This is a genomic window from Vreelandella alkaliphila (assembly GCF_016107625.1).
Taxonomy (GTDB): domain Bacteria; phylum Pseudomonadota; class Gammaproteobacteria; order Pseudomonadales; family Halomonadaceae; genus Vreelandella; species Vreelandella alkaliphila.
Genome location: NZ_JABASV010000001.1, coordinates 138,158 through 162,581 on the forward strand (window position 1 = coordinate 138,158; position 24,424 = coordinate 162,581).

The 24,424-nt window shown below is 53.6% G+C and carries 22 protein-coding genes; 9 read left to right on the forward strand and 13 right to left on the reverse strand.

Annotated elements, in window-relative coordinates; all coding sequences use genetic code 11:
* Nucleotides 1-41 precede the first annotated feature (41 nt).
* Nucleotides 42-1,106 carry a linear amide C-N hydrolase gene (locus JFC11_RS00620; protein ID WP_038482292.1) on the forward strand — a complete coding sequence of 355 codons (1,065 nt, stop codon included), beginning with the start codon at nucleotides 42-44 and terminating at the stop codon, nucleotides 1,104-1,106.
* Nucleotides 1,107-1,353: 247 nt separating this feature from the next.
* On the opposite strand, the gene JFC11_RS00625 is transcribed toward JFC11_RS00620, so the two are convergent.
* The 10 genes from JFC11_RS00625 to JFC11_RS00670 all read right to left on the reverse strand — a co-directional run bounded on the left by JFC11_RS00625 (nucleotide 1,354) and on the right by JFC11_RS00670 (nucleotide 11,598).
* A complete protein-coding gene (locus JFC11_RS00625) occupies nucleotides 1,354-1,671 on the reverse strand; it encodes a DUF6693 family protein (protein ID WP_038482290.1) in 318 nt (105 codons plus the stop codon).
* 152 nt (nucleotides 1,672-1,823) lie between these two features.
* Nucleotides 1,824-2,144, reverse strand: coding sequence for a hypothetical protein (locus tag JFC11_RS00630; RefSeq protein ID WP_038482287.1), 321 nt, complete (start codon nucleotides 2,142-2,144; stop codon nucleotides 1,824-1,826).
* A 26-nt stretch (nucleotides 2,145-2,170) separates the two neighbouring features.
* On the reverse strand, nucleotides 2,171-3,160 hold the full coding sequence (locus JFC11_RS00635; protein WP_198348465.1) for a lipid A deacylase LpxR family protein: 990 nt from the start codon (nucleotides 3,158-3,160) through the stop codon (nucleotides 2,171-2,173).
* 196 nt (nucleotides 3,161-3,356) lie between these two features.
* Nucleotides 3,357-3,896: a YaeQ family protein gene (locus JFC11_RS00640; RefSeq protein WP_038482281.1), complete on the reverse strand. Its 540-nt coding sequence runs from the start codon at nucleotides 3,894-3,896 to the stop codon at nucleotides 3,357-3,359.
* 124 nt (nucleotides 3,897-4,020) lie between these two features.
* The gene (locus JFC11_RS00645; RefSeq protein WP_095602467.1) at nucleotides 4,021-4,638 is read right to left on the reverse strand and encodes a LysE family translocator; all 618 of its coding nucleotides are present in this window, start codon (nucleotides 4,636-4,638) and stop codon (nucleotides 4,021-4,023) included.
* 100 nt (nucleotides 4,639-4,738) lie between these two features.
* The gene (locus JFC11_RS00650; protein ID WP_038482272.1) at nucleotides 4,739-5,512 is read right to left on the reverse strand and encodes an enoyl-CoA hydratase-related protein; all 774 of its coding nucleotides are present in this window, start codon (nucleotides 5,510-5,512) and stop codon (nucleotides 4,739-4,741) included.
* Between the two features lie 121 nt (nucleotides 5,513-5,633).
* Nucleotides 5,634-6,482: a 3-hydroxybutyryl-CoA dehydrogenase gene (locus JFC11_RS00655; protein WP_038482269.1), complete on the reverse strand. Its 849-nt coding sequence runs from the start codon at nucleotides 6,480-6,482 to the stop codon at nucleotides 5,634-5,636.
* Nucleotides 6,483-6,500: 18 nt separating this feature from the next.
* Entirely contained in the window at nucleotides 6,501-8,132 is a 1,632-nt protein-coding gene (locus JFC11_RS00660) for an acyl-CoA synthetase (protein ID WP_038482262.1), read from the reverse strand.
* A gap of 124 nt (nucleotides 8,133-8,256) precedes the next feature.
* Nucleotides 8,257-10,047 (reverse strand): acyl-CoA dehydrogenase, encoded by a 1,791-nt coding sequence (locus tag JFC11_RS00665; protein WP_198348466.1) that lies wholly within the window; start codon nucleotides 10,045-10,047, stop codon nucleotides 8,257-8,259.
* Between the two features lie 180 nt (nucleotides 10,048-10,227).
* Nucleotides 10,228-11,598 carry an MFS transporter gene (locus JFC11_RS00670; RefSeq protein ID WP_038482256.1) on the reverse strand — a complete coding sequence of 457 codons (1,371 nt, stop codon included), beginning with the start codon at nucleotides 11,596-11,598 and terminating at the stop codon, nucleotides 10,228-10,230.
* Nucleotides 11,599-11,946: 348 nt separating this feature from the next.
* On the opposite strand from JFC11_RS00670, the gene JFC11_RS00675 reads away from it, so the two are divergent.
* The 4 genes from JFC11_RS00675 to JFC11_RS00690 are packed head-to-tail and all read left to right on the forward strand — an operon-like array spanning nucleotide 11,947 to nucleotide 18,419.
* Nucleotides 11,947-13,449, forward strand: a complete 1,503-nt coding sequence (locus JFC11_RS00675) for an efflux transporter outer membrane subunit (RefSeq protein ID WP_198348467.1) — start codon at nucleotides 11,947-11,949, stop codon at nucleotides 13,447-13,449.
* A gap of 17 nt (nucleotides 13,450-13,466) precedes the next feature.
* Entirely contained in the window at nucleotides 13,467-14,537 is a 1,071-nt protein-coding gene (locus JFC11_RS00680; RefSeq protein WP_038486553.1) for an HlyD family secretion protein, read from the forward strand.
* Nucleotides 14,534-17,293 (forward strand): ribosome-associated ATPase/putative transporter RbbA, encoded by a 2,760-nt coding sequence (gene rbbA / locus JFC11_RS00685; RefSeq protein ID WP_198348469.1) that lies wholly within the window; start codon nucleotides 14,534-14,536, stop codon nucleotides 17,291-17,293. The genes JFC11_RS00680 and rbbA overlap by 4 nt, the downstream gene beginning before the upstream one ends.
* A 1-nt stretch (nucleotide 17,294) precedes the next feature.
* A complete protein-coding gene (locus JFC11_RS00690) occupies nucleotides 17,295-18,419 on the forward strand; it encodes an ABC transporter permease (RefSeq protein WP_095602474.1) in 1,125 nt (374 codons plus the stop codon).
* Nucleotides 18,420-18,455: 36 nt separating this feature from the next.
* Here JFC11_RS00690 and JFC11_RS00695 read toward each other — a convergent pair whose 3' ends face one another.
* Nucleotides 18,456-19,091 carry a class I SAM-dependent methyltransferase gene (locus JFC11_RS00695; protein WP_038482247.1) on the reverse strand — a complete coding sequence of 212 codons (636 nt, stop codon included), beginning with the start codon at nucleotides 19,089-19,091 and terminating at the stop codon, nucleotides 18,456-18,458.
* A 39-nt stretch (nucleotides 19,092-19,130) separates the two neighbouring features.
* On the opposite strand from JFC11_RS00695, the gene JFC11_RS00700 reads away from it, so the two are divergent.
* From JFC11_RS00700 to JFC11_RS00715, 4 genes are all read left to right on the forward strand, one after another.
* On the forward strand, nucleotides 19,131-19,514 hold the full coding sequence (locus tag JFC11_RS00700; RefSeq protein WP_038482244.1) for a VOC family protein: 384 nt from the start codon (nucleotides 19,131-19,133) through the stop codon (nucleotides 19,512-19,514).
* Nucleotides 19,515-19,601: 87 nt separating this feature from the next.
* Nucleotides 19,602-19,994: a DUF4870 family protein gene (locus JFC11_RS00705; protein ID WP_038482241.1), complete on the forward strand. Its 393-nt coding sequence runs from the start codon at nucleotides 19,602-19,604 to the stop codon at nucleotides 19,992-19,994.
* A 3-nt stretch (nucleotides 19,995-19,997) separates the two neighbouring features.
* Nucleotides 19,998-20,930, forward strand: a complete 933-nt coding sequence (locus JFC11_RS00710; RefSeq protein ID WP_198348470.1) for a lysophospholipid acyltransferase family protein — start codon at nucleotides 19,998-20,000, stop codon at nucleotides 20,928-20,930.
* Nucleotides 20,931-20,948: 18 nt separating this feature from the next.
* Nucleotides 20,949-21,299 carry a DUF4870 family protein gene (locus JFC11_RS00715; protein WP_038482235.1) on the forward strand — a complete coding sequence of 117 codons (351 nt, stop codon included), beginning with the start codon at nucleotides 20,949-20,951 and terminating at the stop codon, nucleotides 21,297-21,299.
* Nucleotides 21,300-21,312: 13 nt separating this feature from the next.
* On the opposite strand, the gene JFC11_RS00720 is transcribed toward JFC11_RS00715, so the two are convergent.
* Both JFC11_RS00720 and JFC11_RS00725 read right to left on the reverse strand, forming a co-directional pair.
* Nucleotides 21,313-22,722 carry a mannose-1-phosphate guanylyltransferase/mannose-6-phosphate isomerase gene (locus JFC11_RS00720; protein WP_198348471.1) on the reverse strand — a complete coding sequence of 470 codons (1,410 nt, stop codon included), beginning with the start codon at nucleotides 22,720-22,722 and terminating at the stop codon, nucleotides 21,313-21,315.
* Nucleotides 22,719-24,332, reverse strand: a complete 1,614-nt coding sequence (locus JFC11_RS00725; RefSeq protein ID WP_198348472.1) for an alkaline phosphatase family protein — start codon at nucleotides 24,330-24,332, stop codon at nucleotides 22,719-22,721. The genes JFC11_RS00720 and JFC11_RS00725 overlap by 4 nt, the downstream gene beginning before the upstream one ends.
* Nucleotides 24,333-24,424 lie beyond the last annotated feature (92 nt).

Sequence of the window (24,424 nt, forward strand, 5' to 3'; positions counted from 1 at the left end):
TCGCGTGGACTGGTCGTCATATTTGATGGGAGATCAATGTTTTGAAAAGACACAATTCAGTTTGGCGCAGCCTGGCCTATGCGGCGTTGCTGTCGGTTGCAATCGCTTCAATCGCCGAAGCTTGTACACGCGTCGTCTATCACGGTCCAGAGGAGCGCATTCTGACCGCACGCTCGATGGATTGGAGCATGCCGATGCTCTCCAATCTGTGGGTGTTCCCGCGAGGCATGGCTCGGAATGGCGAAGCGGGACCGCGTTCTTTAGAATGGACATCAAAATACGGTAGCATGATCGTATCGGGCTATGACTTCTCGACCGTGGATGGCATGAATGAAGCCGGCCTGGTCGCCAACATGCTGTGGTTGGTCGCATCAGAATACCCCGAAGATGACGGCACCACCCCGCAAATGTCTCTTTCAATTTGGGCGCAGTATTTTCTTGATAGCTACGGCAGCGTCGCCGAGGCGGTGGCCGATATGGAAAATAATCCCTTCAACGTGGTGACGGCGGATGTGCCCGATCAGCCAGGCCGCCTGGCCAAGGTGCACCTGTCTCTGTCGGATGCCACCGGCGACAGCGCCATCCTGGAATGGCTGGACGGCAAGCTGGTCATCCACCACGGCCCCGAATACCGCACCATGACCAACGATCCGCCCTATGATCAACAACTGGCGCTTGTCAGCTATTGGCAGGATGTCAACCCGCGCGAGGTTCTGCCCGGCACGACACGTTCGCCCGACCGTTTTGTGCGCGCCGACACATATATCAACATGGTAGAGCAATCGGCCGATCCACGGATCGCCGTAGCCGCCGCGATGAGTGTAATCCGCAACGCCTCGGTCCCCTTTGGAATCAGCACTCCTGATGCTCCGAACCTGTCTACGACGCGGTGGCGGGTGGTGGCCGATCACAAAGATCAGGTGTTCTACGTCGAATCCGCGATTTCACCGAACCTTTTCTGGGTGGAACTGAAAAATCTGGACTTCTCGCCCGAAGCCGGCGTGCGGATGCTTGATCTCGGCGTGGACATGACGTCCCTGCAAGAGGGCGAAGTTTCAGGAAGTTTTACCCCCGCCGCCCCCTTCCAGTTCGAACCAGTCAACTGATCTCTCTCCGACTGCGGCATCACCATGTGGCGCAGTCGGATCAATTTCTTCCATTTGTACAACTCAACAATCGATATCTTCCTTGACTTGGCTAAACGTGAGCCAAGACGTAGTAACTCGGCTGCCAAGAAAGGCAGACCACATGAGGCGGTCGGAAAATGACCGCCGATACGGTGATTGAGTCACTCTGAGCCCCTAAGCCGCTCAGAACCGAATTGATCAGTGGTTCCTTAAAAACACCTTCTACTTACTGAATACGAGAGTTATTCAGTGCGTAATTCCAAACACGATAGAAGTAAAAAATATATCCAAGACCAAACGTTAAAATTGAGATAATCATCCACAAAATAATATGACCAATATTGCTAAAAATATTGATATCACACACCATCTTACGCTCTGCGCCTGTTGTAATATCCACGACTGAAGTACGGTTAATCACAAAGCGTGAAAACGAATAGGGAAAGAAAAACAGTGCAATCCCGAAGGTAATAATCGTTAGCACCACCCAAATCAACAAGTGGCCAATAATATCTAGAATAGAGAGATTCGCTTTAATATTCATGGTGCGCCCTTAAGTGTTAAGAAATAAAGTGGCGCAGATTACCATCCACTTGTGTAAGCGTGAATGGAAAATTTCCGTTATAGCTATAAATTTATGATTTTTAATCATTTAGTAAGAGACACTAACACCGTTCAAGCTTGAACCCGTGCCATTTAGGAGTGCGACGCCCACCACTCTGCATAAGAACTATTGTGAGGGGCAAGACCACCTTCATCGGGGGCGCCGTCTTGCCACCATACCGGACCGCGCTCCCCCAGCAGTTCCTTGGCAGACTGCACCGCCTCGCGTGCTTGGCGTAGCGCTATTTCATCGTTTTGTTGCTGAGCATTGCGCACCGCTCGACGGGCTTTCATCAGTGTCTTTATGTGGGTACGTTTCTCGTCATCGCTCAATCGGGGGTCGGTACAGCGCCATAGCTGGTTTTTAGCTATAAAATAGCGGCCATCCGGCGTATGTGGATACTTATTGGCCATACCGCTCCCCTTCGCTTGTAGTTTTCTTAAAAGCGTTTCGTTAACGTAATCGCCCCGAATTTGTCCTGCTCATTTTGTCCGTCAAATTCACGAGTACGCTGAACAGCAGCATACGTTACTTGCCAGTCCTCCCAGGCCATGGCAAGCCCTGCGGAGGCTTCTGCTACCCATTCTTCACGGTCAACGGAGTGGCTATCTCTGAATGTATTACCATCCAGCGTTAGGTTCTGCGCCATGTAATAGCCTTCTACATTTGCAAACAGATACCACTGCCACCCACGATGGCCACTCATTAGGTGACGACTACCTGGGTTGGGTGTCAGCGAAGGAATACCTTCGGCATCGTCCCCCCAACGTACGCTATAGCCAGCACTGGCATAGGTATACAAGTTGCCTAACGCTGCCCCCACACTGGGGCCGTGGGAAAACTGTTTACCGGCTAGCGGTATGTCATTCCACCATTGGCGACGAACGGTTACATTCACCAGCACCTCATCGCCCAGCTGATTTTTCCAGCCTCGAGGACGATCGCTATCGGTGACACGGTGTACTTCACGCTGAATACTGTCAGCAAGGGAGGATGGTCCCACGAGCCCAATATCGAGATGTAAATCAGTAGCTTGCGTCCATTGCCCCATCGGCACGTCTTCATAGAGCGACACTCCGCCGTAGACAAGACCTGCATAGGGGCGATCATCCTCGATCAACGCGCGGCGCTCGATATTGTTCGGCGTATAAATCTGGTGAATCAAACGATAAGACGCTCTATCCGCTCTGCCGATAAGGCTATCGGGCAGCGCTGTCGCAAGGCGCTGTAGCCAATTTGTTTCTTGCGGCGTAAAGGTCCAGTTAAGCTCGAAACCACTGGTAAAGTGGCCGTCATCGCTACTGGCAAAACCATCATTTTCAAACTTTACCGACAGAGAGCTGTCGCTAGCCACGGTCAATGTGGGTATTAGGCTTAACGGTAAAATAAGCAGCAGCACCTTTCTGCCTAGAGCAGAGGTATTATTCATGGCTCAATCCTTGAGTATTGGGGAAAGCAAGAGCGATCAATTATTAACAAACATGAATGATTGTATGTAATGGCACGAATAGATAGCAAGCGTACTTTCTTGCTATCTACATCGCTAACTCAATGCCTATCACGACATCCTGTCGTGAAAAAAACGTCGCCCCACCATGCATGACTACTCGCTAGCTTTGAACTTTCTAACGATCCCGGAGAAGCCACTGAGGAGTTACTTCATGCTGGCCATTTTCATCGGTAATGAACAGCGAGCCGTCGCTGATCATGACTGCCCAGTTAATGGACCGTGGCAGACCCTCTGCGATAGTAGCAAGTGCCTCTTGCGGTAGACCCGCTACATGTACATTCTTAAGCGACGCCACCGCCGATAGCACTTTATTTTCCCAAAGATCTACTCGCCCATAAGCTAATAGTGACACCCGCTCCGCACGGCGTGAACACCAAGTAAGACGCTCGGCATCCGGCAAACCTACTTCTATCCAATGCAGCACGCGGCCATCCAAGCTTTTTTCCCACAAGGCGGGTTCGTCCACATCGGAAAGGCCACGACCAAAAGCGAGCGCTTCGTTGTACCACAATAGGTAGGCGATTAAACGTGCGCACATCCGCTCTTCGGTTTCAGAAGGGTGCCGAGCCACGGTAAAACGCAGCGTCTCATAGACATTGCGATCAAGGTCGGTCAGGTTGACATCAACTTTGTAAGGGGTAGCACTCAACGCCATTGGAAATATCCATCTAAAATTTGCGCCAGTGTAGCGGATTTATCGAAACACAGGGCATATCCGAAGCGCTGCAAATAAGTAAAGCACAGGATGGGAAATTAAATCTGTCGATATAAAGCCATCCTTAATGCGCCGCCTGAGCTAGGGTATTGCCTCCTAATCCCATTAATACGCCGCCGCCAATGCGTTGAATCAATCTGGAGGAGCCATGGGACTTTTGTAGCCACTCCCGCAGCGGGCTAGCCAGCAGCACCACCATGACATCTGCAGAAGAGAACAACACATTGGTGGCGATACCCAGCCAAAGCAGTTGCCATGCCACCGGTATGGCGCTGTCGGGCTGAACAAATTGAGGTAGAAACGCTACGAAGAAGAGCGCCGTCTTAGGGTTGAGCACTTCCACCAGAAAGCTGTCACGCAGTACGCGCTTAGTGGTTGCCAGTGGAACTTCATCGCCATGGGAGCGGATGCCCTGCTTCCAAAGGCGCAGCCCCATCCAGAGCAGGTAAAGCCCACCGATGACCTTCATCGCAATGTAAGCTGGCGGAATAGCTGCAAACAGTAGCGCCAAGCCTAGCGCGGCAGCAATAACGTGGACATAACAACCGATATGCACACCGATAACCGCTAACCATCCTGCCCGTCGGCCTCGCCCCAGCGTTTGCGCTGCGGTGTACAACATCGCAGGTCCGGGTAGGTAAGCAAAACCAAGCGCGGCGAGGATAAACGCGGCCCATTGCATCGTGGCAACTCCAAAGAGAGCTAAGGTAGTAAGCCTGAGAATAAAACGGGGGTAGCGCAAGCGCTACCCCCTAAAGAAGTAAAATTGAATGAGTGAACGCTTAGAAGTTGGGTTTACGCTTCTCAACGAAAGCGCCCATACCCTCTTTCTGCTCTTCGCCAGCAAAACAGAGCGCAAACAGGCTGGTTTCCAGCGCCAAGGCGCTATCAAGATCTTGATCTAACCCATCGTGAACGGCTTGCTTCGCGCCGCGCACTGACAGCGGGCCGTTGCCTTTAAGTTGCTTGGTGAGCTCTTCTACATAGCTTTCAAGCTCAGCCTGGGGCATGACACGGTTGACTAGCCCAATGCGCAGCGCTTCCTGAGCATCGATTTTGCGGCCAGTGGTTACTAAATCAATCGCCATGGCAGGGCCAACACGACGCGGCAACCGCTGAGTGCCGCCAAAGCCGGGAATCACACCTAGCAACACTTCAGGCTGGCCGAAGACAGCGTTGTCGCTAGCTACCGCCCAGTCGCAGGCCAACGCCAATTCGCAGCCGCCGCCAAGGCAAAACCCGTTCACTAGCGCGACCACCGGCACGGGCAACGTTTCTAAGCGCTTAATAGTACGCAGTGCCTGGGTAGCAAAAGCACGCGCCTCTTCTGGCGTTTTATCGCGCATTTCGGTGATATCAGCACCAGCAACAAACGACTTTTCACCAGCACCGGTAATGATGACAGCGCGTAAACGTGGATGCGTTTCAAGCTCCACAAGATAAGCTTCTAAGGCACTCAGCACATCACTGTTCAGTGCATTCAATGCCTTAGGGCGATTAATCGTTAGGCGTACCACACCGTCGTTATCAACTTTTTCAATCACTGCATCGCTCATACAGGCTCCTTAATTGTTATTACGCATTTAAAGTGAACACCTACCAACCCTAGCGAACGCTTGGTTGGTAGGCAATCACTTCTTTTGTCGCGCTTGACTGACCTGATACGCTTACGCGTGCTCACTCGTATATATGGAAACCGCGACCGCTCTTACGCCCCAGATACCCCGCATCCACCATGCGCTTTAGCAGCGGGCAGGGGCGATATTTAGGATCGCCAAAGCCTTCCTGCAACACGTTCATGATCGCCAGACAAACATCAAGGCCAATCAAATCCGCCAGCGCCAACGGTCCCATTGGATGGGCAGCACCAAGCTTCATCGCGTCATCGATGGCCTCTGGCGTTGCGGTTCCTTCCTGAACAATAAAGGCGGCTTCGTTAATCATCGGCACCAACAAGCGATTAACCGCAAAGCCTGGCGAATCACCAATCGGTACCGCCGTTTTACCCAGCGCTTTTGCCAACGCTTCTATGCGCTCAACGGTGGTATCAGAGGTCTGCTCGGCACGAATCACTTCCACTAGCTTGAGCACTGGCACGGGGTTGAAAAAGTGCATACCCACTACCCGCTCGGGTCGCTCACACACAGCAGCCAGCCGAGTTAGCGAGAGTGACGAGGTGTTAGAGGCAAGAATAGCATCGCTGCTTAAATGACTCAGATCACGAAACAGCTTTTCTTTCAGCGCGGGTTGTTCTGGTGCAGCTTCAATAATAATACCGCAGTCACTCAATGCTTCGAGATCAGTGGTCGTGGAAAGCCGCGCCAGCGCTTCCTGCTTAGCTGGCTCACTCATTTTTTGTTTTGCGACCAGCTTGCCAAGGCCTTTATCAATATTGGCTTGGGCGCGGGTAAGCTGCTCATCGGCGACATCAAAGAGACGAACCGTAAAACCACTGGCAGCGACGACCTGAGCGATCCCCTGCCCCATGGTGCCTGCTCCCACTACACCGATTGGTTGTTCACTCATCGTTATTTATCCCCTGAATCAGTGCTGTTTCGCTTCTTCGCGCAAAACAAATTTTTGAATTTTGCCCGTTGACGTTTTTGGCAATTCGCTAAAAATGATTGTCTTCGGTACTTTGAAGCTCGCTAAATGCTCTCGACAATGAGCAATAATGTCGGCTTCGGTAATTTCACCATAACCGATTTTTAATTTAACAAACGCGCATGGAGTCTCGCCCCACTTTTCATCAGGCTTGGCCACAACGGCGGCTTCCTCTACCGCTGGGTGGCTATAAATGGCATCTTCTACTTCAATAGTGGAGATATTCTCACCGCCAGAAATGATGATGTCTTTAGAGCGGTCTTTAATTTCGATGTAGCCATCCGCGTGCCAAACTGCGAGATCGCCGGTGTGATACCACCCCCCTTCCAAGGCTTCCTCAGTAGCTTCGGCATTCTTCAGATAGCCCTTCATTACGTTGTTGCCGCGCATCAAAATTTCACCAATGGTCTCGCCATCTTTCGCGACGGGTTCAAGGGTCAACGGGTCGGCGACACAAAGCGCTTCAAGCATGTGGTAACGCACCCCTTGGCGCGCCTTGATTTTGGCACGGGCTTCCAGCGGCAACTCATTCCACGATTCACGCCAAGCGCAAACCGTCACTGGGCCATAAACCTCGGTTAACCCGTACACATGGGTCACTTCAATACCAAGTTTCTCTACACCAGCAATCACTGATGCAGGCGGCGCGGCACCGGCAGTGGTCACTTTAACGGGATGATCAAATTCACGCTTCTGATCAGCAGGCAGGTTGACAAGGCCATTCAGTATAATCGGCGCACCACTGAAGTGCGTGACCTTCTCATCCACAATCAGGTCGTTAATCCGCTTTGGATCAACTTTGCGCAGGCACACGCTAACACCGGCGTTGGCGGCAATTGTCCAGGGGAAACACCAGCCGTTGCAGTGGAACATCGGTAAGGTCCAGAGGTAGACCGGATGATGCGGCATGGCCCACTCTAAGATATTGCTGACCGCGTTTAGGTAGGCGCCACGGTGATGGTAAACCACCCCTTTGGGCTTACCCGTGGTGCCCGAGGTGTAGTTCAGTGAAATAGCTTGCCACTCATTTTCAGGCAGTTTGTAGGCATAGTCAGCATCACCTTCAGCGAGCAATGCTTCGTACTCAACCTCACCGATGCCTTGAGTTTCGCCTAAAAACTCTAGATCGAAAACGTCAATAATCAGCGGCTTATCGTCTAATAAGGCAACGGCTTCGTTGATGACCTGTGCAAATTCAGGGTCAACAAGAACAGCTTTCGCTTCACCATGGGCCAACATGTAGCTGATTGCTTCGGCATCCAGGCGAATATTCAAGGTATTGAGCACGCAGCCAGCCAGAGGCACCCCAAAATGGGCTTCAAACATTGCCGGAATGTTAGGCAACATCGCCGCTACCGTTTGGCCGGGCTGAAGGCCGCGTTTTTCAAGCGCCGACGCCAATTGCCGGCAGCGGGTCCAGGTTTCTGCCCAGGTGCGGCGTGTTGTGCCATGCACAACCGCCGGGTAATCAGGATACACCGCCGCCGAACGCTCAATAAACGTCAACGGAGAGAGCGGTACATGATTAGCAACGGTGGGCGGCATGCCCTGCTCAAAAATGGATGCGTTCATAAATCACCTTTGTTTTATTGGTTAGCACTCACATTAAAACGGTCGTTTTACTGCGTATTAACGTAAGCCGCCGACCCAATGGCCGGCGGAAATGAGTGGTTAATGCACTTGGCATTACAGTGTTTTATGGCGTTAACTCAAATTCACTCAGGCACTGCATACCCGCTTCGATAACCGCGCGTTGCGCGCGGCCAGCAGGCAGCCACTGGGTGATAACAAAGTTGGCGCTGGACAACTTGACGCGATAAAACGGCTCATCGCTGCCTTTTTGCAGCGCTCTGGTCGCGTGAAGTGCGGCGTTGCCCATTTGCCAGGCACATAGCACATGGCCAGCTAGATTGAGCAACGGCGTTGCATAGGCCTGCACTGCATCTTGGCCAGTTTCCGGGTCACTGCCTTGCTCAAGCACAAGCTGCATGGCAGCACGCAGATCATCGGCACCGACCGCTAGCGCACTGCCCATACCCGCAAGGCTAGGCTCTGAACGCATTGTCTCAGCGGTTTTTTGCACTTCATCAATTAACGCAGATAACGCGCCTCCACCATCACGCTGTAACTTACGCCCCGCCAAATCGAGGGCCTGAATGCCATTCGTGCCTTCATAAATAGGCGCGATGCGTGCATCCCTAAGTAGCTGGGCAGCACCCGTTTCTTCCACATAGCCCATACCGCCATGTACCTGAATCCCCATTGAAGCGATATCCACGGCTTGGTCGGTCGAAAAGCTTTTGACGATAGGAATCAGTACATCGGCGCATGCCTGAGCAGTTTGGCGCTCGCTGTCGCTTTCACTGTGTCGGGCAAGGTCAAGCTGGCCAGCGCAGTAAAGCGCCAGAGCACGAAGGGCATCGGTGCGGGCGCGCATTGAGAGCAGCATCCGGCGCACATCTAAGTGGTCGCTGATCGTACATTCGTTACCACCACGAGATTTAGGCGCTCGCCCCTGAGTGCGATCCAAGGCGTAAGCAAACGCATGCTGGCAGGCTCGCTCAGCCACCCCAATACCTTGAATACCCACTTTGTGACGCGCTTCGTTCATCATGGTGAACATGTGGTTAAGACCACGCCCCTCTTCACCCACCAGATACCCAATAGCGCCGTCGTTTTCGCCAAAGCTTAAGGTGCAGGTAGGCGAACCATGAATGCCCAGTTTATGCTCGATAGAGGCACAGGTGACGTCGTTGCGCTCGCCCAACGAGCCGTCTGCGTTAACCATGAACTTCGGCACTAGGAACAGCGAAATGCCCTTGTTGCCTTCGGGCGCATCGGGTTTTCGCGCCAACACAAGGTGAATGATATTTTCGGCGGCGTCGTGTTCGCCCCAGGTGATATAGATTTTTTGGCCGCTAATGCGGTAATGGTCGCCTTCAGGGATGGCTTTGGTCCGTACTTTAGAAAGGTCGGAGCCTGCCTGAGGCTCTGTCAGGTTCATGGTACCTGTCCAGGTGCCTTCAACGAGCTTGGGGAGATAGGTCGTTTTTAGCGTTTCACTGCCATGATGCGCCAGTGCTTCGATTGCACCTGCCGTCAACATGGGGCAAAGACCCAAGGCCATATTGGCACCGTGAAGCATTTCTTGAACAGCGCTGGCGACCACCTCAGGTAGGTTTTGTCCGCCTAACGCTTCAGAAACACCAATGCCGTTCCAGCCGCCTTCTACATATGCCTGATAGGCCGCTGCGAAACCCTCTGAGGTGGTGACACTGCCATCGGTGTGGCGCTTAGCACCTTGTCGATCACCGACACTATTTAGCGGCCCCCACACATCGCCTGCAAGCTTTGCTGCCTCTTCCAGCACCGCCTCGACCAAGTCGGGCGTGGCTTCTTCGAAGCCAGGCAGTGCAAGCGAGCGGTGCGCGAGTAGCTCTTCGAGTACAAAACGTAAATCGCGTACCGGCGCGGCATAATAATTCATGGCGAAACCTCAGAGAAAATCGGTGATAAATAGCAATTAGTAAAAACACTATCACGAATAGTAGTTTCACTACTTTCATCACACCATTAGCCCAAGGTCTCACCTGCTGAATTAACGTCAGTCCGCTAGCTGCGTTTTTGGCTACGTTTTTAGCTACGTTTCACTCACTCCCAGCACTGGCTATCGACGCGCCTCAGTTTCCACATCATCGTAATAAACAATATGGGTTTGATCTTCTGAGGGTGGGCCAACGATGGGTTCGACAGCATCCACGTCAGGTACAACATCAGAAAGGTCTTCAAGGTGCTCGTGCTCGAGCGCGCCTTGCATCAGTTCCTCAGTAACCACTAGCTCGGCACCTGCTGCGGTCATCGGCGTTGTCGGTGTAAAGGGAGCCACAGGAACTGGCGCTGGCCGCACACTGCGTCTCCAACTGAAAAATACAACAAAAAACAGGCTCAGCGAGCCAAACGCCCAGAACAACCCAGCATCGCCCATCGCGGTCATTACTGGAGAAATCATTAGCGGGCTGATGGTAGCCCCAATAGAGTTGATCAATAGTAGGCCCTGGCTCATACGTACCAGCGCTCCCGCCGGAGCACGGTCGGCGGCATGGCTAACCGCCACCGGGTAAAGCGCAAAGACACCGCCGCCGAGTAAAAACAGCAGCGCCGCCAGTAAGGGGGTAGACATCGGAAGCCATATCATGGCTGCAGAAATCACCACACAGAAAGTGCTGATGGCGATCAATACGATTTGGCGGTCGTGACGGTCAGACCAGCGTCCAATCGGATACTGAAGCAGCATGGCGCCAAGAATCACGACGGCCATCATTTGCCCCACCTGGTTGACGCTCATACCAATGCGCTGCAAATACAATGGCAGCAAGGTGTAGGCGGCAGCCACCACCATGCCAGACCCTAAACTCCCCATTACCCCTGTTGGCGTCATCGTAATCAAGCGGTGCGGCGGTAGCGGCTCAGCGTGCTCCATAATGGGTGACACCCGCGGAATCATGGCCATAGGCAACACCGATAACGATGCCAATAGGCCAATCACCATAAAGGGCGCTGTCACCCCCATGGCACTGGTGACACCTAACAGCAACTGCCCAATCACGCCCGCGGCATATAGCGAGATCATATACATCGCTAGCAATCGGCCACGTACTTTCTGCTCGCCTGATGTCAGCAACCAACTCTCAATCACTAAATAAACGCCCACGGTGGCCCAGCCGCCAATTAAACGCAGCACAAACCACGCCCAAGGATCGAAAAACAGCCCTTGCAATAGCACCGTGACAGCGACCAACGAGGCGAAGCTACCGTATGCACGAATGTGCCCTATGCGCAGCAGCAGGCGGTCATTGAATAGCGCGCCAAGTGCTAAGCCAATAAAGTAAGCCGAGGAGACAATACCTATCACCGTTGCCGACTCACCCGCAGCGTCTAGCCGCACAGAGATCAGCGTGGCGAGAAAGCCATTGCCAATCCCAAGAATAAACAGCCCTAATAAGGGCGCTAACGCCATGGCTAGCAGTTGCCGCGACATATCGCTATCTTGCCTCGCAGAATAAAAGCCCCCTACAGGGCTAACACATGGCTGGAGAAAACTCCAACCGCAGAATCGGGCGGCGAATCTACACTCGTTCCGTGGGTTTCACCAGTTTTTTTCGCTATCCATTGCCAGTGTAATCGGCAATAGTGAGAAGCGCATTTGCAACTCACCAGAAAGCATCCGATATTGAAAGCGGTGGCTCTGTCATGAGCCCTCTTGCCCTACATCAACAAATGCTAGAACAAACAGTGCCATACTTACGCTTCCCAGGCTGAGACACACGCATTGTATCGACACACTTGACACGGAGAGGTCTCCTTTCTATTTGCTATGGCCAATCAGATGCCCAATATGTTCGCCCCCTTACCTGCGGTCATTCGCATGAAATATCGGCTCGCCCCTAAGAAAAAAGACAAGGTGGCATATTTAGCGATAATGCTGCTAGTCCTGGGTCTATCTGGCTGTACCTCGCTGGCACCACCTCACTCGGTGCCAGAAGCAACATTACCCGATGTTTACCCAGATGAGGGCATGCCAACAACGGCTGCTGATGCTGATATTGCTTGGCGCAGCTACTTTACCGACACCAAGCTACAAGCGCTGATAGAACAGGCACTCGCCACCAATTATGACTTGCGTGGTGCTTTATTGCGTGTTGAGCAGGCACGTGCTGCCTACGGCATTCAACGTGCTGAGTTGCTACCTACCCTTGGTGTGGAAGCCGCTGGTGAGCGTTCACGCACCCCTTCTGACCTGAGCCCTAGCGGCCATACGCTGATTGGCAATCGGTTCCAGGCGGGTATTGGTTTTAGCACCTGGGAACTAGATTTCTGGGGGAGAGTACGCAGCCTTAATGAGGCTGCCCTCGAGCAGTATCTAGCCACCGACGAGGCGCGGCGTGCCACCGAAATCAGCCTAATCGCTCAGGTTGCCGATAGCTATTTCCGCCTTCAGGAGCTAGATGAACGCTTGGATCTAGCCCGCCGCACCATCGACAGTCGGCAGGAATCACTGCGGATATTTACCCGGCGCGTAGAAGTGGGCGCCACTTCACCACTGGAACTCACCCAGGTTGAAATGTTGCTGCAGCAGGCCAAGGCACTAGGCGCTCAGCTGGAACAAGCCCATGCTCAGCAGGCAAATGCCCTGGCACTACTGGTTGGCTCACCCATCGAAACAGTAACAAGTGATGAGCATAAAATAGCGGAGGATACTCTAGCCCCTCTCGCGCCGGGGCTGCCATCAGATTTACTGATCCGCCGACCTGATATTCGCGCAGCCGAGCACCTGCTGCGCTCTGCCAACGCCAATATTGGCGCAGCGCGGGCAGCTTTCTTCCCGCGTATCGCGCTGACCGGGAGCTTGGGCACGGCAAGTGCCGACTTGAACGGCCTGCTAGGAGCCGATAGCCAAGCATGGAATTTCTCGCCCACCCTGTCACTGCCCATTTTTGATAGCGGTCGCCGACGGGCCAACCTGACTCTGACAGAGTTGCGCCGAGAACAAGCGGTAGTCGAATACGAACAAGCCATCCAGCAAGCTTTCCGTGATGTTGCTGACGCGCTGGCCGCAAACCGCTGGCTAGCTGAACAAGTGGAAACTGCCAATGACATGTTAGCAGTGCAGCGTGAACGCGCTCGCTTAGCCATGCTGCGCTATGAAAGCGGTGCGGTGCCCTACCTAGAAGTTTTGGATGCCCAGCGCGACCTGCTATCGGCGGAACAACAGCGGGTAGAGGTTCGCCGCCAACTGCTGTCAGCCAGAGTGGCTTTATATACCGCCCTGGGCGGCGGATCAGTTGCTGTGGTAAGCAACTCTGCCCTTATTCCACCTCATGCTGAATGACACAGGGGCCTCGTAATATGCATTTTCCACTTAAGAAGCTGATCCTTGCCGCTGGGGTAGCCCTTATTGCTGCCGGAGGCTACTACTATTGGACTGAGTTACGCGACGAAGGCCTAGGGGAAGACTTCGCTAGCGGCAATGGGCGTATCGAGGCCACTGAAATAGATATCGCCACCAAGCTTCCTGGACGTGTTGACGCAGTACTGGTCGATGAAGGCGAGTTTGTCACCGTTGGCCAACCCCTGGCGCGCATGCAGATCCAGGTACTGGAAGCTCAGCGCGACGAGGCAATAGCTCAGCATCAACAGGCACTCAATGCTGTACTCAGCGCAGAAGCGCAAGTTGCTCTGCGCCAAAGCGACCATCTCGCCGCCCAGGCCGTAGTGACTCAGCGTGAAAGTGAACTTGATGCGGCCCAGCGCCGCTTGGCTCGCTCAGAAACCTTATCGCGGGAAGGAGCCGCTTCAGCACAAGAACTCGATGATGATCGCGCTCGGGTCAATAGTGCACGAGCAGCTGTTGCCGCCGCTAACGCCCAGGTTGATGCCGCACAGTCAGCCATCACGGCGGCTCGCGCCCAGGTGACAGGAGCCCGCTCTGCAGTCACTGCCGCCGAAGCCACTATCACGCGTATCGACGCAGATATCACCGATAGTCAATTGGTTGCGCCTCGTGCAGGGCGTGTGCAATTTCGCATTGCCCAACCCGGCGAGGTGCTTCCAAGCGGGGGGCGAGTGCTGAACCTAGTCGATCTTAGCGACGTACACATGACGTTTTTCCTTCCTGCCGAGCAAGCAGGTCGTGTGGCCCTGGGCAGCGAGGCACGTATTATTCTAGATGCGGCACCTGAGCTAGTCATACCGGCACGTATCTCGTTTGTTGCCAGCACTGCACAATTTACGCCTAAGACGGTAGAGACAGCTTCGGAACGACAAAAATTGATGTTCCGAGTGAAAGCACAGATTGATCGAGACCTTCTACAACGTCATCTTGAGCAAGTTAAGACCGGTGTCCCTGGAGAAACCTGGGTCAAGCTCGACCCCGACGCAGAGTGGCCTGCTGAGCTGGCTATTCGGGTACCGCAATGATAGTGACACCGCCCTCATCGCCAGCGGTAGTAACACTAGCTGGCATTCAACTGCGCTACGGTAAGCAGGTTGCCCTGGCGGGCATTGACCTGGAAATTCCTGCGGGCAGTATGATTGGGCTGATAGGGCCTGATGGCGTTGGAAAATCTAGCCTGTTAGCGCTTATTGCTGGAGCGCGCGCTGTCCAAGAAGGGCAAGTTGAAGTGCTCGGTGGCGATATGTCCAGTAAGCGTCATCGCGATAGCATTTGCCCACGCATTGCCTATATGCCCCAGGGATTAGGCAAGAACCTCTACCCAACTCTTTCAGTAGAAGAAAACCTGCAGTTCTTCGCTCGCCTTTTTGGCCATGGGAATATCGAACGACGTCGCCGAATCGACGACTTGACCCGTAGTACAGGGCTGTACGGATTCCTAAACCGTCCAGCAGGCAAACTTTCCGGCGGTATGAAACAGAAGCTGGGGCTGTGCTGTGCGCTGATACATGACCCCGACTTATTGATCCTCGACGAACCAACCACTGGCGTCGATCCACTGGCCCGCGCCCAGTTTTGGGAATTGATCGCGCGTATTCGTCGCCAACGACCACAGATGAGTGTAGTGGTAGCAACCGCTTACATGGATGAAGCCCAGCGCTTCGACTGGCTAGTGGCCATGGATGACGGCAAAATTCTTGCTACCGGAACGCCGGCGGCGTTGCTAGAGCGAACTGACAGCAGTTCCCTGGAAGCTGCCTTTATCGCCTTGCTACCGGAAGAGAAAAAACGCGACTATGCACCAGTGCATATTCCGCCGTTGGCGCAAGATGACGATGAAATCGCCATCGAGGCTAAGGACCTCACCATGCGCTTTGGCGATTTTGTCGCCGTCGACCACGTCAGCTTTCGGATCCGGCGTGGCGAGATTTTCGGCTTTCTTGGCTCCAATGGTTGTGGCAAATCAACCACCATGAAGATGCTTACTGGTTTGTTGCCGGCCAGTGAAGGCCAGGCGTGGCTGTTCGGCAAACAGGTGGATACCCGCGATATCGACACCCGCCGCCGCGTGGGCTACATGTCCCAGGCGTTCTCACTGTATGGCGAACTAACCGTTGAGCAGAACCTAATCTTGCACGCCCGCCTTTTCCAGGTCCCTGAAGCGGAGATAGCCACCTGCGTGGATGAGATGGTGAAACGCTTCGGCCTACAAGAGGTACGCGGCAGCCTGCCGGAAAGTTTGCCACTAGGCATCCGTCAGCGTCTGTCCCTGGCGGTGGCAATGGTCCACAAGCCCGAGCTACTCATCCTGGATGAACCGACCTCCGGGGTTGATCCCATTGCCCGCGACAACTTCTGGCGACTCATGATTGAGCTAGCTCGCCGTGACCGGGTGACCATTTTCATTTCTACCCACTTCATGAATGAAGCCGAGCGCTGTGATCGCATGTCGATGATGCACGCCGGTCAAGTACTCGATAGCGACACGCCAGCAGCACTGGTGGAAAAACGTGGGGCAGCGACTCTGGAAGAGGCGTTCATCGGCTACTTGACCGAAGCTGGCGCCGGCGAGCAGGACCAAGCCCCCCCCGAGACAACGTCCACTCCAGAGGCCGCATTACCGCCCTCCATGCCTCATAACGCGGTAAAACACAGCGCTTTTAGTCTCCAGCGTCTACTTAGCTACACTTGGCGAGAATCGTTGGAGCTTCGCCGCGACCCGGTCCGCGGCACCCTCGCCCTGCTTGGCTCGCTAATTCTGATGTTGGTCATTGGCTATGGCATCAGCCTGGACGTGGAGGATCTCAGCTATGCCATCCTCGACCGCGACCAGACGACCTTGAGCAATAGCTATGCTCTGAATCTATCCGGCTCCCGCTACTTTATCGAACAGCCGCCATTGATTGATTACGCAGATATGGACAAGCGCATGCGCAGTGGCAAACTCACCCTAGCCATTGAAATCCCTCCCGGCTTTGGCCGTGATGTGAAGCGAGGAAGCCAGGTTGAAATCGGCGCCTGGATTGACGGTGCGATGCCCCAGCGTGCTGAAACCGCACGCGGCTACGTGCAGGGTATCCATCGACAGTGGCTACTCGAGCAAGCAGGGCAAGCCGCGACTAATTTCAGTGCCCCCGCTGCTAATGTCGAAACCCGTTTTCGCTACAACCCTGATGTTCAAAGCCTGCCAGCCATGGTGCCAGCAGTCATCCCACTACTGTTAATGATGCTACCGGCGATGCTGACCGCTCTGGCCGTCGTGCGGGAAAAAGAGCTGGGATCGATCATCAACCTCTATGTCACACCCGTCACCCGTAGCGAATTTCTAGTCGGCAAGCAGTTGCCTTATATCGCTCTCGCTATCATCAATTTTCTACTGATGGCATTACTCGCGGTCACGCTATTTGGTGTGCCCATCAAAGGCAGCTTCCTGACGCTGCTGCTAGCAGTAGTGATCTACAGCATTATCGCTACGGGTATGGGGCTGCTCGCCTCGACCTTAACGCGCAGCCAGATCGCAGCGATGTTCTTCGCCATCATCGGGACGTTGATTCCCGCCGTGCAGTTCTCAGGGATGATCGACCCGGTCAGTTCACTAGAAGGCGTGGGGCGTTTCATTGGCACCATCTACCCCACCTCCTACATGTTAACCATCACTCGCGGTGTATTTAGCAAAGCGCTGGGGCTTAGTGACCTCTATACCCTGTTTGTACCACTGTTGATCGCAGTTCCAACAATCATGGGGCTTTCTATTTTCCTGTTAAAAAACCAGGAGCGCTGAGATGCATAGTGTCTTGACTATCTACCGGCTGGGCGTCAAGGAACTATGGAGCCTTATCCGCGACCCGATTATGCTAATACTGATCGCCTACGTGTGCAGCATCTCGGTCTACACCAAAGCGACCGCCTTGCCCGAAAGTCTGCACATGGCTCCCATCGCTATCGTCGATGAAGATAACTCGCCGCTGTCATCTCGTATTGTCACGGCGTTCTATCCCCCCCAATTCGCCACCCCAGACAAGATATCACTTCATGAGGTTGACCCTGGACTCGATGCAGGCCACTACACTTTCGTCCTCAATATACCTCCCGATTTTCAGCGCAACGTGCTGGCTGGCCACGCTCCTCAGATTCAACTCAATATTGATGCCACACGCATGAGCCAAGCCTTTACTGGCAATGGCTATATACAGCAAATCGTCATGGACGAGATCAACGAGTTTACTCAACGTTACCGCAATCATAGTGCCCCACCCGTCGACCTAGTACTGCGAGCGCGCTTTAATCCAGGGCTCGAAAAAGCTTGGTTCGGGTCGCTGATGTCAATCATTGATAACATTACCATGCTCTCTATCATTCTCACGGGCGCAGCGTTGATACGCGAACGCGAGCACGGCACCATTGAGCATCTATTAGCAATGCCAGTCACCCCGACAGAAATTATGCTGGCCAAGGTCTGGTCAATGGGTCTAGTGGTTCTAATCTCTGCGCTGCTTTCGCTCTATTTAGTCGTTAGTTGGGCCTTACAGGTACCGATAGCAGGCTCGGTGGCACTGTTCACCGTGGGGGCAGCACTTCACCTCTTCGCTACCACGTCTATGGGTATCTTTCTCGCCACCCTAGCACGCAACATGCCACAGTTTGGCATGTTGATGGTACTGGTACTGTTACCGCTGCAGCTGCTATCCGGGGGTACGACACCACGCGAAAGCATGCCGGAAATTGTCCAGCACATCATGCTGCTCGCCCCAACCACTCACTTCGTCGAACTGGGTCAGGCAATCCTCTATCGCGGTGCGGGAATAAACGTAGTGTGGCCGCAGTTTCTGCTTCTACTGTTGATCGGTAGCGCTCTATTCGCTTTTTCTTTGTCTCGTTTTCGCAAGGCCATCGGCCAGATGGCATAAGTGATGTGTTATGGCACCTGGTCATCAAGATAATGGTCAGCGGCGAAGCAACACCACATCCGCCGCTGGAAACTCCACCGCCATATCCCAACGTTCGGCTATCCAACAAAACGTCGCTTCGCTGAAAAAGCACACATGCGTCGGGTCGTTTATATAGTGCCAGCGGGCAAATGCCTCTGGAGTACTGACACGCTTTGTCATTACCCCAAGATAGCCCCCAGGGACTAATTTCTCGACCAATTGACTAAGCTCTTCGCCTGGCCTTGCAAGATGCTCTAACACCTCGGTGGCAGTAATAAAGTCATACTGGCGGTTGAGTACTTCAACGTCAGGGGCGTAAAAAATATCGTAAACCGCCATCGCGAACCCCGCCTCCTCAAACATCACCGACAGCGTAGGCCCTGGGCCGCAGCCAAAGTCCAGCCCATGGGAATCTTGTGGCAGCTTAGCCACTAGCGGGGCAAATAAACGCCCCAAAAAACGCCGATATCCCGTATCATGCGGCGAATTCTGGTGCTGGTCGTACTCTGCTTTTTCTTGACGTGCATCTAAGTGCTGTTCGGCAGGCACAAACACCAAGGCGCACGTGGCACACTGGTAGTAATCGCGGCGACGGTCTTGGTGATAAAGGGCCGGTTTAGGCGTATTGCATAGCGGACAGCGTCGCATCATCGTATTCTCATGTTTTACGTTTGTTTTAAGGAAAGTGGCATGCTCTCAGGTTTTGACCATCTTGTTGTTACGGTGACTGATATGGGTCGCGCCGTGGATTTTTATTCCCGTGTGCTGGGGTTAGACGTGCGCTACCGAGACGCGCAGCGGGTGGATCTTATGCTAGGCGACACGGCACTACGCCTGCATCAAACCGACACTGATATTGCGCCTGTTTCTGCCACCCCTACCCCAGGCAGCCTGGATTTATGCCTGCGCTGCCAATTGCCACTGGATGAGTTCAAACAGCACTTGGATGCACTTGCTATTGACGTAGAACTTGGCCCGGTTGCTCGCCAAGGCGCTAATGGTCCAATTGAGTCGATTTACTTACGCGACCCAGACGGTAATTTGCTGGAAATCTGCCGACCTGCTACCCGCTAATGATAAGCCGCGCCAGCCGCGCTATCATAGTGAGCTTTAACGGCGTCCTCGGGGACGCCTCATAGCGAATAGCAAAAAGGATCGGTTATGCACGACGATGCCAACAAAGCACCTTTAGAAGGTGAAGTAATTAACGAAAGTACGTCTTCAGAACAGCCGGATACCACCATGGCGATGGTGATTTACGCGCTTTATTTGGCAAGCTTCTTGGTAGGGTTCACCTCGTTGGTCGGCATCGTTATCGCCTATGTCTATCGTGGTAAAGGCCCTGAATGGCTAGATGAGCACTACCGTTACCAGATCCGTACGTTTTGGATTGGGCTGCTCTACGGCAGCATCGCCACGTTGCTAACGTTTATTCTGATTGGCATCCCCATGCTATTGGCGTTGGCAGTATGGTTTATCGTTCGCTGTGTGAAAGGCTTTAAGGGGCTGCAGGAGAAGCGTGCGCCAACCAACGTTGATAGCTGGTTCCTGTAACTTATGACAGAGCAGTCACCTTCTAAAAAATCACGTTTCCAAGCACGTGCCATCACATCAATTTGGAAACTACTGGCGCGCTGGCCGCTTGGCGCGCTTTGGCGTATCGCCGTGCTTTTGGGTCCGCTGGTCTATCGCTTTAGCAAACGAGAGCGCCAGGTGACGGAAATCAATTTGGAAGTGGTCAACCCAGAAGCCACTGCCAGTCAGCGCAAAGCCCTTGCCATACAAAGCCTGCGCCACTCGGCAGCGACTATGCTGGAACTTGGCCATGCCTGGATGGCTGCGCCCGAAAAAGTAGAGGCCAGCATTTTATCGGTTCATGGCCGAGATAAACTAGACAGCGCCCGCGCCGATGGCCGCGGCGTCATTGTGCTTGCTCCGCACTTTGGTAACTGGGAGGTGCTTAATTTTTGGCTCTCCAGCCACTTCCCTTTTACCGCCATGTACGAACCACCCAAAATTGTCGACCTTGAGCCTATTATTCGCCATGGCCGCGAGCGCATGGGAGCCAGCTTGGTACCCACCAACGCCAGAGGCGTCGCTGCCCTTCTCAAAGCACTTAAGCGCAGCGAAGCTATTGGCATCTTACCGGATCAAGAACCGAACTGGGGCAGCGGTGTATTTGCCCCTTTTTATGGGCGCGATGCCTACACGGCAACGCTGCTACCGAAACTGGTCGCCCGCACTCAGGCAAGAGTAGTCACTGGCGTTGCCTTACGAGTGCCTGGAAAGGGATTTGAAATTCATTTCCTTGACGCCGATGAGCAGGTTTACAGCGCCGATGATGTGGTTTCAGCCACCGGTGTTAATGCCAGCGTCGAAGCGTCAATTGCGCTTGATCCAACGCAGTATCAGTGGGAGTACAAGCGCTATCGCAAAGTCATAGAGCAACAGCAAGGGCTGGCAAACGCCAAAGAATTTCGGATTTACTAACGGGTAACGAGGTAATTTATGACCCAGCGTTATAGTCCCACTGAGGAAACGCGCCCACCCCAGATCATTTACGCGCTCTACTTAGCGGGTCTAGTAACAGCCAATATTACACTGTTGATTGGCGTTATAGTCGCTTACGTGTATCGCAAAGAGGCAGCGCCGTGGTTGCAAGCGCACTACCGCTATTTGATCCGGACTTTTTGGATAGGCTGCCTCTACTTTATCGCCACCTTTACCCTTAGCTTAATGTTAGTAGGCACGCTGCTATGGCCACTATTAGCCGTGTGGCTTGGTGTCCGCTGTATTATTGGCTGGATCGCAGTGCGCAAGGGAGAGCCACCGGCTCGTCCTGGCAGTTGGCTCTGGTAACAACTAAGCTCCCCTACTCATCAATGTGTCGAGCGTATACATCATCTAATCGCTCGATATCATCTTCTCCTAAATAGCTGCCCGACTGGACTTCGATCAACTCCAAAGGGATTTTTCCAGGGTTCTCCAGCCGGTGTAGTGCGCCAATTGGGATATAGGTGGACTGGTTCTCACTGACAAGATAGGTCCGCTCGTCGACAGTGACTTGGGCGGTGCCACTCACGACGACCCAGTGTTCAGCACGGTGGTGATGACGCTGCAGCGAAAGCCGCCCTCCAGGTTTCACCGTGATGTGCTTCACTTGATAGCGCTCGCCACTATCCATAGCCTGAAAGCTTCCCCAAGGGCGATGAACTAACGGCGCAGCGTGGGGTTCACGTCGCCCCGCTTGAGTGAGTGATGCCACCAGTTGTTTAACCTGCTGAGCCTGATCGCGGTGGGCAACCAGCACGCTATCTGATGTTTCCACCACGATCAGATCTTCAACACCGAGCGTTGCCACCAGGCGGTGCTTAGCAATAACAAGCGAGCGTTGTGTATTGGTCAGGATCCCGTCACCGTTAACCACATTGCCTGCTTTGTCGGGCGTTTGCGCTGCCCATAATGCATCAAAGCTACCAATATCGCTCCATTGGGCATCCAACGGGACGACTGCCGCTCGGTCGCAGTGCTCCATGACAGCGTACTCGATCGACTCCGCCGGAGATGAGCAAAATGCATTTTCACCCAAGCGTAAAAAATCCAAGTCACGCTGAGCGTCGTTAACAGCTTGTTGGCAGGCAGCCAGCATGGCTGGCTGCAGCCGTTCAAGTTGAGACAGGTAAGTGGAGGCTTGCAGTAAAAACATACCGCTATTCCACAGGGTATTGCCTGCCTCTAACAGATGCTGGGCACGCTCTGCGCTAGGTTTCTCGATAAATGATGAGATCTGGTGGCCATCGCCCAAAGGGCGGCCACAAGCAATGTAGCCATAGCCTGTTTCTGGATAGGTAGGCACTACGCCAAACGTAACGAGATACCCTTGGGCAGCAAGCGGTTCCGCGCAAGCGACGCTGTGAGTAAACGCTGCTAAATTGCCAATAACGTGATCTGCTGGAAGCACCAGCAGCAGTGGATCGTCACCCGCTTGGCGGGCTAGTAGCGCAGCGCAGGCAATTGCCGGTGCCGTGTTACGCCCTTCTGGCTCTAACACCAACGTTCCCGGTAGACCGCTCTCCCGTAACTGCTCCGCCATTAAGAACCGATGAGCATGGTGCCCGATCAATATAGGCGGCTGAGCATCTAACCCTGCCAAACGCGCAAGCGTTTGCTGCAGCAGGCTTTGGGAAGACGTTAACTTCAAGAACTGCTTTGGCATCTGCTCTCGTGAAAGTGGCCAAAGCCGCGTACCACTACCACCGCTAAGGATGACGGGCTGGATCATGGTGTCGCCCCTGTCGTTGACCAAGAAGAGGTTAATGCTGGCGTGCCAAAGTCTTGCTGTAGCCAATGACGCAGCTGGCTCATTTTCGCGGCTTCCTCAGGGCTTTCCAGTGACGGCAGCATGCCATCAATAAAACCACGTGCCTTAAAAGGTGCTAAGAGCTGGGGGTCACCGCTAATCACATGGACAGGCACCGCTGCACTGGCGTTGTCGCCGGTAATCAGCGGTGCCGCCTGATGATCTCCCAGTACAATCAATAGAGTATTGTCATCAACCACTCGCTCGGCCCAGCGCCCAGTGACCTTCACAGCGTAGTCTATCGACCAAGCGTAATGATCGCGAATGCGTTCAATATCCTGCCAGAGCACTTCTGGCGGATCGCCGGCCTCCTCCCAAGGGGCGAAAATACGCCCATCGCCAATCATCGACCAGTCTTCGAAAACGGGTAAAATTGGCGTCCATGGTGCGTGGCTAGAGATAAGTGCGAGTTGCGCGAATACCGGCGCCTCACCTAATAAGTGTCGTTGGGTGTAATCCAGCGTGAACTGATCGGGCATCGTGACCCAGTTCAGCGGTGGGCCTGCATAGGGTAAGTCTTTCGCTGCTGCAATCTCATCAAATCCGTAGGCCAGCCCTTCTGGCCAAGCCAATGTAATGGCAGGCATGACACTGAGCGTCCGCTGCCCAGTGCTACTAAAATCACTAATAAGCGTTGAATGATCGCTTTCCAGCATCAGCCGATACCATAGCTGATTATCAATCCAGCGTCCGCTTAGTGCCGTGGCATGGGCAAGCCAAGACTGACCTCCTCGAATAGGCGCTTCTAGCAACCCCGAAACAGCGTGTAGATCGCGCTGTCCCAAACGTTGCTGTATGTCATCTAGCGTAGGCAGTACGACATTGCTGTAGCGAGCATCATTAATGGCCGACACACCATAAGATTCAATAAACGTTAATAAGACGTTGCGCCCTAACAAACCAGGCAATGGTCTAGGCTCCAACGGTGTATCCTGTAACTGCTCGGTAAACGCCACTCTTGCCTGATGAGTCGCCACTACCTGTTCCCACTGAAAACGCGTGGTGTTAACAGCAGGCAGCGTTGATTTAGCAACTAAGCGCTTGCCATTAGCCTCGGAAACCGCGAAACCTGCTGCAGTGATCATGACGAAGATGGCTAAAGCACCTGGAGCACTCCTCACCGATAAAGGCTTAGCAGGCAGCAGCAACCGCAGCATCACCCATAAACTACCTAGCAGAGCCACAGTGCCCAGCAACATCAGGAAAGTTGCGGCGAGTTGACCTACATTACCTACTAGCAAATGGTAGATAGAGCGCACCAAGGGCACGTCCAGATAGAGGTTAAGTGATCGCCCAAACGCAGTGTGTGTCGCGGCATCACCTAGGTTGGCTGCCGATACCAAAGCAAGCCAGCCCACCAACAAAATAGCCAACCAGCGACGTAAGCTACCAGGGCGAATAAACAGCATTACGGGGGCTACAAGCCATGCTTCCCAAGCAATTAGAGGAGAGCCAACCTCACCGAAACGCCACCAAAGCGGCAATACCAGTAGAAAGTTGAGCGTTATACATGTGAGTAGAAGACGAATCATCAGCGCTTCAACAGCATAGCAATCACCTAAACATTACACGCTTAATGGAGTTTAAAGCTTGCACACGACCATAAAAATCATATACCAATAGG

Excerpts from the sequence above, each read along its gene's own strand:
- JFC11_RS00710 (WP_198348470.1), top strand. The coding sequence starts at position 19,998 with ATGACAGAGCAGTCACCTTCTAAAAAATCACGTTTCCAAGCACGTGCC.
- JFC11_RS00655 (WP_038482269.1), bottom strand. The coding sequence starts at position 6,482 with ATGAGTGAACAACCAATCGGTGTAGTGGGAGCAGGCACCATGGGGCAG.
- JFC11_RS00650 (WP_038482272.1), bottom strand. The coding sequence starts at position 5,512 with ATGAGCGATGCAGTGATTGAAAAAGTTGATAACGACGGTGTGGTACGC.
- JFC11_RS00630 (WP_038482287.1), bottom strand. The coding sequence starts at position 2,144 with ATGGCCAATAAGTATCCACATACGCCGGATGGCCGCTATTTTATAGCT.
- JFC11_RS00645 (WP_095602467.1), bottom strand. The coding sequence starts at position 4,638 with ATGCAATGGGCCGCGTTTATCCTCGCCGCGCTTGGTTTTGCTTACCTA.
- JFC11_RS00635 (WP_198348465.1), bottom strand. The coding sequence starts at position 3,160 with ATGAATAATACCTCTGCTCTAGGCAGAAAGGTGCTGCTGCTTATTTTA.
- JFC11_RS00625 (WP_038482290.1), bottom strand. The coding sequence starts at position 1,671 with ATGAATATTAAAGCGAATCTCTCTATTCTAGATATTATTGGCCACTTG.
- JFC11_RS00695 (WP_038482247.1), bottom strand. The coding sequence starts at position 19,091 with ATGATGCGACGCTGTCCGCTATGCAATACGCCTAAACCGGCCCTTTAT.
- JFC11_RS00720 (WP_198348471.1), bottom strand. The coding sequence starts at position 22,722 with ATGATCCAGCCCGTCATCCTTAGCGGTGGTAGTGGTACGCGGCTTTGG.
- JFC11_RS00700 (WP_038482244.1), top strand. The coding sequence starts at position 19,131 with ATGCTCTCAGGTTTTGACCATCTTGTTGTTACGGTGACTGATATGGGT.
- JFC11_RS00675 (WP_198348467.1), top strand. The coding sequence starts at position 11,947 with ATGCCCAATATGTTCGCCCCCTTACCTGCGGTCATTCGCATGAAATAT.
- JFC11_RS00690 (WP_095602474.1), top strand. The coding sequence starts at position 17,295 with ATGCATAGTGTCTTGACTATCTACCGGCTGGGCGTCAAGGAACTATGG.
- rbbA (WP_198348469.1), top strand. The coding sequence starts at position 14,534 with ATGATAGTGACACCGCCCTCATCGCCAGCGGTAGTAACACTAGCTGGC.
- JFC11_RS00725 (WP_198348472.1), bottom strand. The coding sequence starts at position 24,332 with ATGATTCGTCTTCTACTCACATGTATAACGCTCAACTTTCTACTGGTA.
- JFC11_RS00670 (WP_038482256.1), bottom strand. The coding sequence starts at position 11,598 with ATGTCGCGGCAACTGCTAGCCATGGCGTTAGCGCCCTTATTAGGGCTG.
- JFC11_RS00665 (WP_198348466.1), bottom strand. The coding sequence starts at position 10,047 with ATGAATTATTATGCCGCGCCGGTACGCGATTTACGTTTTGTACTCGAA.
- JFC11_RS00705 (WP_038482241.1), top strand. The coding sequence starts at position 19,602 with ATGCACGACGATGCCAACAAAGCACCTTTAGAAGGTGAAGTAATTAAC.
- JFC11_RS00715 (WP_038482235.1), top strand. The coding sequence starts at position 20,949 with ATGACCCAGCGTTATAGTCCCACTGAGGAAACGCGCCCACCCCAGATC.
- JFC11_RS00660 (WP_038482262.1), bottom strand. The coding sequence starts at position 8,132 with ATGAACGCATCCATTTTTGAGCAGGGCATGCCGCCCACCGTTGCTAAT.
- JFC11_RS00680 (WP_038486553.1), top strand. The coding sequence starts at position 13,467 with ATGCATTTTCCACTTAAGAAGCTGATCCTTGCCGCTGGGGTAGCCCTT.
- JFC11_RS00640 (WP_038482281.1), bottom strand. The coding sequence starts at position 3,896 with ATGGCGTTGAGTGCTACCCCTTACAAAGTTGATGTCAACCTGACCGAC.